Raw genomic sequence first — 12,840 nt, 5'->3', positions numbered from 1 at the left:
ATCCAAATGAGCACTGAACACGGCACTGAACACAGCGATGGTCACGGCACTCAGCACGGCTCGGAACATCATGTCGCGATCATCGGTGTCGCGGGGCGGTTTCCGGGCGCGGGCGACGCCGAGCAGTACTGGGCCAATCTGCGTGACGGCGTGGAGTCCATCGCGTTTCCCACGGACGACGAGCTGTGGGCGGCCGGGGTGCCGCGAGACCTGCTGAACCAGACGGGCTACGTCAAGGCCGTCGCCTCGGCGCCCGACGTGGAGAACTTCGACGCGGCCTTCTTCGGCTACACCCCGCGGGAGGCCGCCCACAGCGACCCGCAGATCCGGATGTTCCTGGAGGTCGCGCACTCCGCGCTGGAGAACGCCGGATTCAACCCCTACGCGATCGACGGCGACGTCGGCGTCTACGCCACCTCGGGCACCAACCGGTACATCGACCTCCACCTGCGGTACATGGGGGACGTGTCGGCCACGAGCAGCTTCATGCTCAGCTCACTGAACAACATCGACTACGTGGCGAGCACGGTCGCCTACAAGTTCTCCCTGCGGGGCCCGGCGATCACGCTGTCGACCGCCTGCTCCAGCTCGCTGGTCGCCGTCCACCTGGCGGCCCAGGCTCTGCGCAACGGCGAGTGCGACGTCGCCCTGGCCGGCGGGGTGGACGTGGAGTTCCCCGTGGCTCACGGATACCTGTGGGAGGAGGGAGGGCCGGTCTCCCGGGACGGGCACGTGCGCCCCTTCGACGTCAAGGCCAACGGCACGCTGTTCGGCACCGGCTGCGGCGCGGTGGTGCTCAAGCGGCTGGACGACGCGCTCGCGGACGGGGACACGATCCTCGCCGTCATCCGCGGCAGCGCGGTGAACAACGACGGCTCCGACAAGGCCGGGTTCAGCGCCCCGTCGCTGAACGGCCAGGCGGCGGCGGTGGCCCAGGCGCTGGGCATGGCCGGCGTCTCTCCCGCCGACGTCTCCTACGTCGAGGCGCACGCGACGGGCACCCCGCTCGGCGATCCGATCGAGGTGGCGGCGCTGGACCGGGCGTTCCGCGCGGTGTCGGGCAGCCTGGCGGGCGGCGCGGATCTCGCTCCCGGATCGTGCGCGCTCAGTTCGGTCAAGGGCAACGTCGGCCACCTCGGCCACGCGGCCGGCATCGCGTCGCTGATCAAGGCGGCGTACGCGCTGAGGCACGGGGAGATCCCGGCGACGGCCAACTTCACCGAGCCCAACCCCAAGCTGCGGATCCAGGAGACCCCGTTCTACGTGGCCGATCGTCTGGTCCCCTGGCCCAGGAAGCCGGACCGGCCGCGGTTCGCCGGGGTCAGCTCCTTCGGGGTGGGCGGAACGAACTGCCACGTCGTGCTGGCCGAGGGGCCGTCGGCCGCCCCGGCGCAACAAGAGGAGCGGCCCAGGATCGTCGTGTGGTCGGCCAAGGCGGAGGCGGCCGAGCTGGCCTACCGCGACAGGCTCGCGGCCCACCTGCGGGAGAAGGACGAGGAGAACTTCCCGGCGGTCGTGTCCACCCTCCAGGAGGGGCGCCGCGCCTACCCGATCCGGCGGGCGATCGTCGCGGGCTCGGCCGCCGAGGCCGTGAGCGCTCTGACCGGTTCCGGGGCCGGTTTCGGGGCCGGTTCAGGGGCCGGTTCACGGGCCGTTTCGGAGGTCGGGCCGGGCGTCGCCTCGGGGGCCGGTTCAGGCGCCGCTTCCGGGGCCGGTTCCGGGGTCGTTTCTCGGGTCGTTTCTCGGCTCGTTTCTGGGGTCGTGGAGGGGGCGGCCGAGCGCCGCGACGTCGTGTTCGCCTTCCCCGGGCAGGGCGCGCAGCAGGTGGCCATGGCCCTCGGCCTGCACGGCTCGGACGACGCGTTCACCCGCGCCTTCGACGACGTGCTGGGGCTCTTCGCCGGGCACGGCCTGGAGCTCGCGGACCCGTGGCGTGAGGCGGACGCGGCTCAGCTGGCGGAGGCAACCCTGGCCCAGCCGCTGCTCTTCGCCGTCGAGTACGCGCTGGCGCGGTCGCTGATGGCCAAGGGCGTCCACCCCTCGGCGCTCGTCGGGCACAGCGTCGGCGAGCTCGCCGCGGCGGCCGTCGCCGAGGTCTTCACCCTGGAGGACGCGGTGGCCCTCGTGACGGCGCGCGCACGGGCCATGGCGCTCGCGCCGCCCGGCGCCATGATCGCCGTGGCCGCGCCTGCCGAGGAGGTGAGTGCCGCCGTTCCCTCGGGCCTGACCGTCGCGGTGGTCAACGGCCCCCGCCAGACGGTGCTCGCCGGGACGCCGGAAGACGTCGACGCCGCCGTCCCCCTGCTGACCGAGCGGAAGATCGCCTGCACCGGGCTGGCCACCTCCGGCGCCTTTCACACCCCCCTCATGGCGGGCGCGGCGGCGCTCTTCGCGGAGGCATTCGACGAGGTGCGGCTGTCGCCTCCCCGCCTCCCGCTCTACTCCGCCGCGGCCGGCCGCCGTGTCACGGACGAGGAGGCGACCGACCCGTCGTTCTGGGCCGACCAGGTCGCGGCTCCGGTGCGGTTCGACCGGGCGCTCGACGCGCTGTTCGGCGACGGGCGGCGGCTCCTCGTCGAGACCGGGCCCGGCCAGATCCTCACCACTCTCGCCCGCCGCCACCCCGCCGTGAAGGACGGCGCCAGCGCCGCCGTACCGCTCCTGCCACGTGAGGCGGGTGACCCGGCCGCGGACGCGCGCCAGACGCTCACGGCCGTGGCGCGGATCTGGGCCGAAGGCCATGACGTGCTGTGGGCCGAGGTGCGGCAGGGTGAGCCGCTGCGCCGGGTGCCGCTGCCCGGGCAGGTCTATCAGCGCCGCCGCCACTGGGTGGACGCCTCCTACCAGCGGCCCGGCGAGACGGAAACGGCTTCGGCGACCGTGCCGAGCCCCGCTCCGGCCGACAGCCTGACGGGCGTCGCCGATCCGGCGCCCGCGCGGGTATGGGAGGGCAGGGAGACCGGGGAAGCTGGGGAGACTCCGGATACCGAGACTGCGGATACCGAGGAGACTCCGTTCTCCACGCTGTCCTGGGTGGAGTCGCACGACCGGGAACCGTTCGTCCCGGTCGAGGGCACCTGCCTGGCGCTGCTCCCGGCGGACCCGGGCGAGAGTCTCCGATACGTGCTCGCGCTGCAGCAGGCCGGTCTGCGCCCGGTGATCGTCCGGCCAGGGACCGCCTACGCCGAGGTGGCCGGGGAGTTCCGGGTGCGCCCGGACAGCCGCGACGACTTGGCCCGGGTTCTGTCGGCCCTGGCCGCCCGGGGAGCCGCCCCCCGGCTGCTCGTCCACGCGGTCGCCGTCGCGGAGGGCGAGCCGGTGACCGCCGCGACCGCGGACGCCCGGCTGAACGAGGTGTTCATGAGCCTTCTCGCGCTGGTTCAGGCGGGCACGCGGGGTGCGGGCCGGCCGCCGGGGCTGCTCGTGCTCGTCTCCCGCTCCCTGGACGTCACCGGCGCCGAACCGATCGACCCGGTCCACGCCGCTCTGCATGGCTTCGTGCGGTCGCTGGTCAAGGAGGCGTCCCAGCTCGGATGCCGCCTCGTCGACGTCGGCCCCGGCACGGACGAGCACGAGCTGGCCGCCGAGATCGCCCTGTGGGAACGGCACGACGTGGTGGCGCTGCGCGGCCCGCGCCGGTGGGTGCGGGCCGAGGTGCCGTTCACGGCCGGCGTCGCCGTTCCCTCTCCGATCCGCAGGAGCGGCGTCTACCTGATCACCGGCGGGCTGGGCGGCCTCGGCCTGGCCGTCGCCCGGGAGCTCGCCGGCACCGGCCTCCGGCTCCGGCTGGTGCTGCTCGGCCGTACAGGAATCCCCGAGGGCGACGGCGACCGGGCCGCGCGGCTGCGCGCCCAGGTGAGCGAGCTGGAGTCGCTGGGCGCCGAGGTGCGCGCGATCTCCTGCGACGTCACCGACCGGCGGGCGCTGCGCCGCGTTCTCGACTCCGTCACGGCGCGATACGGCCCGGTCAACGGCGTGCTGCACCTGGCCGGGATCGCCGGCGACGGCCTCGCCCAGCTCCGCGGACAGGAGGACGCCAGGGCCGTCCTGGCTCCGAAGGCCCATGGCACGCTGCACCTGACGGAGGCGTTCGCCGACCGGCCGGCGCTCGACTTCTTCGTCTGCTTCTCCAGCCGCGCCGCGACCGACGGCCTGGTGGGCAGCGCCGACTACGCGGCGGCCAACGCGTTCCAGGACGCCTGCGCCCAGGTGCTGCGCCGTTCGGGCGTGGCCGCACTGTCGATCAACTGGCCGTCGTGGGCACGGGTCGGAATGGCGGCCGAGCACGGCGTGCGGACCTGGTCGGCGGAGCTGTCCGTGGAGAACTGCCCGCTGCTCGACGAGCACCGCGTCGACGGAGTCGCGGTGCTGCCGGGAACCGGCCACATCGACATGGTGTTGCGGGCGCATCGCTCGATCAGCGGGCACGACGGCCCCGTCCGGCTCAAGGACATCCTCTTCCACCAGGTCATGGCGGCGCGGGAGGCCCGCCGGGTGGAGATCCGGCTGTATCCCGACGGCCGATTCGAGTCGTGGTCACGCCCGGCCGCCGACGCGTCGGCGGAGCCGGTGAAGCACGCGAGCGGCACGGTGGCCGCCGGCCGCCCGGCGGCCGGGCAGGTCGATCTGGACGCCCTGCGCCGCCGCCTGTCCCACTACCTCGACGAGGACGAGGACGACATCCCACGCCTGTTCTCACTGGGCCCGCGTTGGCACAACAACCCCCACACCTGGACGCTGCCGGGCGGCGATACCAGCGAGATGCTGCTCCATCTCGAACTGGAGGGCGAGCTCGCCGCGGAGGTCGCCGCCCACGTGGTGCACCCCACGCTGCTCGACTCCGCCACCGGATCGGTGCGCCGGCCGGAGGACGGCCTCTACCTGCCGTTCCTCTACAACGAGCTGGTCGTCCACGACACGCTGCCCGCGCAGCTGTTCGCCCACATCCGGCGCCTGCCCGGCGCGGGCGGCGTCATCAGCGCCGACGTCGACCTGATCGCGCCTGACGGCCGCCTCCTCGGCAGGGCCGTCGGATACACCATGCGGAAGGTGGACGGCCGGAGCTTCCTGCGGGAACCGGACACGACGTCCGGCCCCTCGCAGGCTCCCGCATCCGGGGAGGACGGCATCGAGCCGGAGGAGGGGGCGAGACTCCTCATGACCCTGCTGCGCGCTCGCCACCCGGGCCAGGTCGTGGTCGAGCCCGGCGCCCGGCCGGTGCGGCGCGCCGCGGCAGGCCCCGGTCGGGGGAAGGCGCCACGGGAAGCGGCCATCCCTGTTCCGGCGGTCCCCACCCCTCCCGCGCCTCTCGCGACGGCTTCCCCTCCCGCGGTGGCCGGCCTGCCCGCGACGCCGGCCCCTGTCTCCGCGGCCCCGGCCTCGTCTGTCTCCGGGGTCCCGGCCTCGCCGGGTGGCGGGGCGGATCCGGGCTCCGTCGAGGCGCGGCTCGTCTCGGTCTGGGCGGAGGCGCTGGGCGAACCGGAGATCGCGCTCGACGCGGACTTCTTCGAGCTGGGCGGAAACTCGCTGAGCGCGGTCGAGCTGATGACGAGGATACGGTCGGTGTTCGCCGTCGACCTCTCGATCGCGGCGCTGTTCGACTACCCCACGATCAACAGCCTCGCCGGAGTCCTGCGGGAGCAGGGGGCCCGGTGACAGAAGTCCCGGCGACAGAGCGCCCGGTGACAGAGGGCCCGGTGACGGAAAGATCGGTGACGGGGGGCACGGTGAACGGCCACCTGATCGAGCTGCTCGACGACTGGGCCCTCTGGCGGGTGGCCGCCGTCCGCGGCGCCGGGCTTCCGGCCGGCTGGCTGGACCGGCTGACCGCGCCCGGCCACGACGGCCCCGCCGGGCTGCTCGGCGATCCCCTGTTCGCCTCGGCGCTCACCTGGCAGAACCCGGGCGTGGTGGCCGCCTGGATGGCCCCTCTGATCGCCTCGGGCGGCACGGGGCCGGACGTGAAGAAGGTCACCACCCTCCGGGCCGGCCTGCTCGCGCGCTACGCCCAGCGATACTGCGCCAAGAACGACAGCATCGGCTTCTTCGGGCCGGTGGGCTGGGCCAAGCTGACCGGCGACGATCAGGTGGAGCCGGTCGTGCTGGGCGGAGGCGGCATCCGGCACGGCGAGGTCTTCTTCGAGCACTGGGCGGTGGAGCTGCTAGCCCGCGCCTTCGAGTCCGACGAGCGGGTGCGGCCCCACCTGCCCGTCCGCCGCCATCCCGCGGTGTCGGTCGAGGGCCGCCTCGCCCGCCGGCCGTTCCGCCCGCCCGTCGAGCTCGACGACGCCGCGCTCGCCGTCCTCGGCCAGGTGGCGTCGGGCCGTACGGCGGGGCTCATCGAGCCGGAGGCGACGCTGCTGGCGCTGCGGGACGCGGGGGTCGTGCGGATCGGCTTCACGGTGCCCGTGGGGGAGCGGCCGGAGGACGCGCTGCGCGACCAGGTCGCCCGGATCCCCGAGCCATCGCTGCGGGAGGAGCTGCTCGGCTGCCTGGATGAGCTGGACGAGGCCCGGCGGGCGGCCGCCAAGGCCATGACCGACCCCGTGCCGCTCGCCGAGGCCCTCCGCGGGCTGGAGGAGGCGTTCACCCGGCGGACCCGGCGTGCCCCGCGCCGGGGGAAGGACGTCGGCGCGGGGCGGACTCTGGTGTATCCGGACTGCCGCCGCGACCTGGACGTCACGATCGGCGCCCCGCTGATCGACCGGCTCGCCCCGCCACTCGGGCTGCTGCTGCGCTCCGCGCGGTGGCTCACCGCGCAGGCGGCCGAGGCGGTCCAGGAGTCGCTGGCCGGCGTGTACGGCCGGCTGCGCGCCCGCAGCGACGAGGTCACTCTGGCCGACCTCCACTTCGCCGCCGCGGAGCCGCTGGCGGGTGGTCCGGCCAGCCCCGTGAACGAGGTGGCGCACGACTTCCGGCTGCGCTGGGCCGAGATCATCGAGCTCGCGACCGGGGCCGGGAAGGCGCCGGGGGCCGAGCCCGAGGAGATACGACTGGACGCGGCGGCCATCGCGGACCACGTGGCGGCGATGTTCCCCGATCCCGGCACGGCGCCGCCCTGGGCCGCCGCCCGGCACCACAGCCCGGACCTGCTGCTCGCCCGCACGGCGTCCGGGCTGACCTGGGTGCTCGGTGAGCTGCACGTGGCGATGAACACGCTGGAGAGCCGGTTCTTCCACACCCTGAGCGACGACCGGGGGGAGCTGGCCGCGGCGACCGCGGCCGACATGGCGGGCGGGCGGGTCGTGCCGTGCTACCCCAACGGACCCGCGGTGGACTCGCGGCGTTACCCGCCGCTGGCCGTCCACGTCCCCGGCCGCTACCTCTACTGGTCCTTCGGCGACGACACCGGGGCTCCCGCCGGGGCCGCGTCCCTGCCCGCCACCGGCCTGGTCGTGACGGAGGACGGCGGCGGCGGTCTGCTGGCCGGGCCGCGTGACGGGTCCTGGCGGCTGCCGGTGCTGGAGTTCTTCGGCGAGTTCCTCAGCGCCCTCGTGGTCAACACGTTCCGGATCCGGACCGACGATCCGTACGAGCCCCGCCTGGTAGTGGACGACCTCGTGGTGCGGCGGCGCGGCTGGCGGTTCACCGCCGGTGAGTTCCCCACGGGGCTGCTGACGCGGGGCGGCTACCGCTGGGAGGTGCTGGCCGACCGGCTCGCCGGGGCGGGGCTGCCACGCCACCTCTTCGCCACCAGTCCGCTCGATCCCAAACCGTTCTACGTCGACCTGCGCTCGCCATCGCTGGTCACCAACCTGGCGCGGAGCTGGCGGCGGCTCCCCGACGGCGGGCACGTCGAGCTGCGCGAGATGCTGCCCGGTCATGGCGACCTCTGGCTGGCCGACGCGGACGGACGGCGATACACGACGGAGATCCGCATGGTCGCGGTGGACACGAGGCCGTCCGCCCGCATCGTTCCCCACAACGGACAGGAGGCCCCGGTGTGATCGAGATCAGTGACCTCGGCCGGGTGTACACGCCGAGGCGCACGCTCTTCCGGCGCGCCGGCGGCGGATCGGAGGTCGTGGCCCTTGACGACTTCTCGCTTCGGGTCGACGTGGGGCGGACGCACGGCCTGCTGGGCCCGAACGGCGCAGGCAAGACCACGCTCGTCAAGATCCTGTGCACCGTGCTGCTGCCCACGTCGGGCCGCGCCGCCGTCGCCGGGTTCGACGTCGTCCGCGACGCCGCACGGGTGCGCCGCGAGATAGGCATCGTCTTCGGCGGCGACCGGGGCCTGTACGGCAGGCTCACCCCCCGGCAGAACCTCCGCTTCTGGGGCGCCGTCGCCGGGCTGGACACAGCCGGGGCCCGCAGGCGTGCCGACGCCCTGCTGGAGCGGGTCGGGCTGGCCGAGAGGGCCGGCGAGCGGGTGGAAACCTTCTCCCGCGGCATGAAGCAGCGTCTGCACCTGGCGCGGGGGCTCATCGGCGACCCCTCGGTGATCGTGCTGGACGAGCCCACCGTCGGTATGGACCCCGTCGCCGCGCGCGAGGTGCGCGCTCTGGTGGGGGAGCTGCGGGCGGAGCGCAAGACCATCCTGCTGACCACGCATGACATGGTCGAGGCCGAGCAGCTGTGCGACCAGGTCACGCTGATCGACCACGGGCGGGCGCTGTTCACCGAGGACCCCCAGCGGATCGGCCGGCTGGTGGCCGACCACGACCGGGTGGAGTTCGGCGCGCCTGACGCGGCCCTCGCGGGCCGGGTGAGCGCCGAGCTCGCCGACCTGCCCGGCGTGATCGCGATCGAGCCGGGCGAGGCCGTGGACGGCGGAACGACCTGGCGGGTGCACGCGACGAACGAGGGGCTGCGCCTGGTCCTGGGACGGCTCGTGCAGCACGGGATCACCGACATCTCGACCCAGAAGCCGACCCTCGAGCAGGTCTACCTGCACTTCATCGGCGACCGGGGGCTGAAGGTATGACGGCCGTCCTCGCCGCCACCCGGATGCACCTGGCCATGGTCGCCAGCCGGCCGATCGACGCCATCGCACTGATGACGACGCCGCTCCTGTCGGTCGTCTTCGCCTCCGTCGGACGGGCCGCGGGCCGGGAGGACTTCCTGGTCACCGCCATCACGGGCGCCGGGCTGATCGGGCTGTGGGTGCTCACCGTCAACCAGACCGGCGACCTCATCTCCACCGACCGATGGCAGGGAACTCTGGAGCTGCTGCTCGCCGCGCCGGCCTCGTTGTCGTCGATCGTCCTCGGCCGGCTGTCGGCGGTCGTCGCCATCGGCACGCTCGCGTTCGCCGAGTCCTACCTGGTCGCGACCGTGGTCTTCGGCGCCTCGATCGAGATCCACCACCCGGTGATCTTCGCGGTCACCCTGCTGGCGACCCTGGTCGCGATCGCCGGTACGGCCTGCCTGCTCGCCCCGCTCTTCGTGCTCAGCCGGAACACCGTGCTGTTCGAGGTCGTCCTGACCTATCCCTTCTACATCCTCGGAGCGGTTCTGTTCCCGGTCGAGCTGCTGCCGGAGTGGCTGCGGCCGGTGAGCGACGTCGTGTTCCTGAGCTGGAGCTCGCAGCTGCTGCGGGACGCCGCCGGCGCGGCCCCCGTGGCGGCGCTGCCGTACAGGCTGGGGGCCCTTCTCACGCTCGGTCTCGCGGCCTACATGGCCGGGCACCTGCTGACGAACCTGGTCGTCCGGCGGATCAGGCGGGACGGGACGGTGGGACACGCATGACGACGATCGCCGCGCGCGCCCGGATCGCCGGGTACGCCGTAGCGCTCGGCTTCGCGGAGCTGCGCGCGCTGTTCACGCCCGGCGAGTGGCTGACGGGCTGGCTGCTGCGGGTGCTGTGCCAGGTCATCTTCTTCGGCCTCGTCGGGCGCTCCGTCGGGGGCGGCGACACGGCGCGGTACATGGTCATCGGCAACGCGGTCCTGCTCGTCGGGTTCGAGGCGATGTTCGTCGTCCTCTCCACGGTCATGGAGCGCGCCCAGGGCACCCTCGTCCTGCTGGTGGCCTCCCCGACAGGACCGGCCAACGTCTATATGGCGCGCGGCCTGCAATGGGTGTGCACCGGCACGTTCACCTCGACGGTGGCGCTGGTGGCCGTGCCGCTGGTCGTGGGCGTCCCCCTCGACCTGTCCCGCCTGCCGCTCGTGCTGCCGCTGCTCGTGCTGACCGCCCTGTCCTGCTACGCCTACGGCTGCGTCCTGGCGACGGTCGCCCTGCGCGCCCCTTCCGTGATGTGGGTGCTGCTCAACCTCGGCTACCTGGTCCTGGCGATGCTGTGCGGGGTGAACGTGCCGATCTCGTTCTGGCCCGGGTGGCTGGAGCACGCCGTCGGCTTCCTGCCGCTGACGCACGGGCTGTCGGCGATCCGGGACGTGCTGGACGGCGCGTCCCTGGCCGCCGTGCTCCCGGCGGCCGCCCTGGAGCTCGCGGTGGCGGCCGGCTGGTTCGTCCTCGCGCTGCTGCTGACCCGCGACGTCATGGCGCGCTCCCGGGCGGACGGCACGCTGGACCTTTTCGGATAGTGGTCCGGATACGTCGGACGGTCAGAGGGTGAGCGGGCGGCCGAGGGCGGCGCTCCCGGCCGCGGCCGCAACCACCTCGTGGGCCACCGCGACATCGAGGAGGGCCATTCCGAAGGGGTTGCTCACCACGATGTCCTCCGCCGAACGGCGGCCGGGGTGGACCCCGGCGAGCACGTCTCCGAGATGGCCGTCCACCCTCCGGACCCCCGCCTTCGCGGGGGCGTCGTGGAAGCGGGCGCCATCGGGGGCGAGGAGGTCTCCCGAGCGATACATGCGGCCCAGCAGGCGCCGTGAGTCCGCGGCGACCAGGCCCCAGTCGTCGACCAGGACGAGATCCGCCCGCTGCACCACCTCGGGCAGCAGGTCGTCGAGGGAGACGTGGGCGATCAGCGCTCCGGGTGCGAGCCAGTCGAAGGCGATGTACCCGGACGTGGTGGTGGTGACCGGGACGACGAGCTGGGCGCCGGCCACGCACTCGCGCGGCCCCTCGGCCTCGACCACCTTCAGGTCCGGATGGCCGGCGCGGAGGTCGTCGCCCAGCCGCCGGCACGCGGACGGATCGAGGTCGAACAGGCTGATCTGCCGGAGATCGGGCAGCACGGCCGGCAGCAGCCTGAGGTGGGCGCGCGCGAGCGTCCCACAGCCGAGGACGGCCATCCGAGCGAGCCGGGGCACCCCGAGCCGGGCGGCCGTGACGGCGGTCACGGCCGCCGTCCGCATGGCGCTGATGTAGGCGGCCTCCAGCAGCGCCACCGGCCGGGCCGTCTGCGGATCGAACAGCATGATCACGCCCTGGGCCCGCGCCAGCCCCCGCGAGGGGTTGGACAGGCAGCCGTTAATGATCTTGATGCCGTAGGTCCAGCCGTCCCCGTCGTTCCGCAGCGCGCCCGGCATGGCCAGGCAGCGGGCCGCGGCGCCGTCGGGGGCCGTCCAGGGGAGGTAGGCCTCCTCGGGCAGTGCGGTCTCCCCGCGCGTGTGGCGGACCAGGGCCCGGCCGACCACGGCGGGAAGGTCCATGCCGCGGCAGGCCTCCTCCACCTCTTGGCGGTTCAGGAACAGGATCTCGGTGCCATCGTGGCCGGGCATGGGCAGCGACATGTCAGCTCTCCGGAATCAGCTCTCAGGATGTCGGCTCTCAGAAGGGTCCGCTCTCAGACGGGTCGGCTTCAGAAGGGTCCGCTCTCCAGGACGAAACGCAGGCCGTCGATTCTGTAGCGGTCGAAGGCGTGCTTGACCGCGCCGTACACCCCGCTCGCGATGAGCCAGCCGTCGTCGTAGACGGTGGTGGCGTACTTCGCGCCGTGGTCGGCGGCGAGGCAGAGGGCGAGCCGCGGCGGGTCCGGCCCGCCCAGCTCCTCGACGCACGCGGTCAGCACGGATCCGCTCGAGCCTCCCAGGGCGACGCCGGTGTCCTCCAGGAACATGCGGCACATGGCCAGCGCGGCCGGGTCCGGGACGGCGACCGCCCGGTCGTACGACGCGGGCCCGAGGAAGGACGACGGGCGGCCGGCGCCGATGCCGGGGACGAGGCGTGCCGACGGCGAGCCGGCCCCGGCGGCAAGGGCCCTCGCCGCCCCGGCCGCCCCGGCGGTCGCCGATGACGCCGCCGCCGGTGACGCCGGTGACGCCGAGAACGACGTCGCCGCCGATGACTGGGCGTCCACGGCGACGAGCCTGATCGGCCGGCCGAGCGGCCGGATGCACGCCGAGATCCCGGCGAGCGTTCCGCCGGTCGACACGGCGACGTAGACGGCGTCGAGGTCCGGCCCGCCCTGCGCGGCGATCTCGGGGCCGGTCGTCCGCTGGTGGACGAGTGGGTTGAACGGGCTGGCGTACTGATCGGGCCAGCGGTAGTGGGGATGCGCGGCGCACAGGTCGCGCACGACGCGCAGGCGGCTCAGCAGGTAGCCGCCGTGCCCGTCCGGCTCGTCGACCAGGTGCAACTCGGCTCCCGCCGCGCGGAGCAGCCGGCGGCTCTCCGCCGGAGTCTTGGGGTCGATCACGGCGATGAACCGGCATTCGGCGGCGTTCAGGAACCGCGCCAGCGCGATGCCGAGGTTGCCGGACGTCGACTCGATGACCGTCGTGCCCGGCCGCAGCGGCTCCGCCGCGTGCATGGCCCGCAGTAGCCCCGCCGCGGTCCGGTCCTTGACCGAGCCGCTCGGGTTGGCCCACTCCCGTTTGAGGAGGACGCGGTGTTCGCGGCCATGGAAGGCGACGGTGACCTCCGATACGGGAGTGCCGCCTATCGCGTCCCAGTCCGGTAGCACGCTCAGCAGCATCGGACGGTGCCGGACCCGCGCGGAAGGGGTATGGCGACTACTCGCCACTTCCCTTGTCCGGCGGAGCC

General features: G+C 73.7%; 7 protein-coding genes. 5 read left to right on the top strand and 2 right to left on the bottom strand.

All coding sequences use genetic code 11. The features are described 5' to 3' along the window. Nucleotides 1–6: 6 nt before the first annotated feature. From N5079_RS18530 to N5079_RS18510, 5 genes are read left to right on the top strand one after another with little or no spacing between them, the layout of a single operon-like run. Nucleotides 7–5,655, top strand: coding sequence for a type I polyketide synthase (locus tag N5079_RS18530; protein WP_261585173.1), 5,649 nt, complete (start codon nucleotides 7–9; stop codon nucleotides 5,653–5,655). A 56-nt stretch (nucleotides 5,656–5,711) separates the two neighbouring features. Then, on the top strand, nucleotides 5,712–7,946 hold the full coding sequence (locus N5079_RS18525) for a lantibiotic dehydratase family protein (RefSeq protein WP_261585171.1): 2,235 nt from the start codon (nucleotides 5,712–5,714) through the stop codon (nucleotides 7,944–7,946). Continuing rightward, the gene (locus N5079_RS18520; RefSeq protein WP_261585170.1) at nucleotides 7,943–8,926 is read left to right on the top strand and encodes an ABC transporter ATP-binding protein; all 984 of its coding nucleotides are present in this window, start codon (nucleotides 7,943–7,945) and stop codon (nucleotides 8,924–8,926) included. The genes N5079_RS18525 and N5079_RS18520 overlap by 4 nt, the downstream gene beginning before the upstream one ends. After that, nucleotides 8,923–9,690, top strand: a complete 768-nt coding sequence (locus N5079_RS18515; protein ID WP_261585169.1) for an ABC transporter permease — start codon at nucleotides 8,923–8,925, stop codon at nucleotides 9,688–9,690. Before N5079_RS18520 ends, N5079_RS18515 begins: the two co-directional genes overlap by 4 nt. Continuing rightward, on the top strand, nucleotides 9,687–10,490 hold the full coding sequence (locus N5079_RS18510; protein WP_261585168.1) for an ABC transporter permease: 804 nt from the start codon (nucleotides 9,687–9,689) through the stop codon (nucleotides 10,488–10,490). The genes N5079_RS18515 and N5079_RS18510 overlap by 4 nt, the downstream gene beginning before the upstream one ends. Before the next feature lie 21 nt (nucleotides 10,491–10,511). On the opposite strand, the gene N5079_RS18505 is transcribed toward N5079_RS18510, so the two are convergent. After that, nucleotides 10,512–11,588 (bottom strand): ornithine cyclodeaminase, encoded by a 1,077-nt coding sequence (locus N5079_RS18505; RefSeq protein WP_261585167.1) that lies wholly within the window; start codon nucleotides 11,586–11,588, stop codon nucleotides 10,512–10,514. Nucleotides 11,589–11,656: 68 nt separating this feature from the next. After that, the gene (locus N5079_RS18500; RefSeq protein WP_261585165.1) at nucleotides 11,657–12,760 is read right to left on the bottom strand and encodes a cysteine synthase family protein; all 1,104 of its coding nucleotides are present in this window, start codon (nucleotides 12,758–12,760) and stop codon (nucleotides 11,657–11,659) included. Between the last annotated feature and the right edge of the window lie 80 nt (nucleotides 12,761–12,840).

It is taken from the genome of Planotetraspora sp. A-T 1434 (assembly GCF_025420585.1).
In the GTDB taxonomy this organism is placed as follows: domain Bacteria; phylum Actinomycetota; class Actinomycetes; order Streptosporangiales; family Streptosporangiaceae; genus JAOEGB01.
The sequence above is the reverse complement of the archived record's forward strand: the minus strand, read 5'-3'. Positions and strand labels throughout refer to the sequence as shown.

Excerpts from the sequence above, each read along its gene's own strand:
- N5079_RS18530 (WP_261585173.1), top strand. The coding sequence starts at position 7 with ATGAGCACTGAACACGGCACTGAACACAGCGATGGTCACGGCACTCAG.
- N5079_RS18515 (WP_261585169.1), top strand. The coding sequence starts at position 8,923 with ATGACGGCCGTCCTCGCCGCCACCCGGATGCACCTGGCCATGGTCGCC.
- N5079_RS18510 (WP_261585168.1), top strand. The coding sequence starts at position 9,687 with ATGACGACGATCGCCGCGCGCGCCCGGATCGCCGGGTACGCCGTAGCG.
- N5079_RS18505 (WP_261585167.1), bottom strand. The coding sequence starts at position 11,588 with ATGTCGCTGCCCATGCCCGGCCACGATGGCACCGAGATCCTGTTCCTG.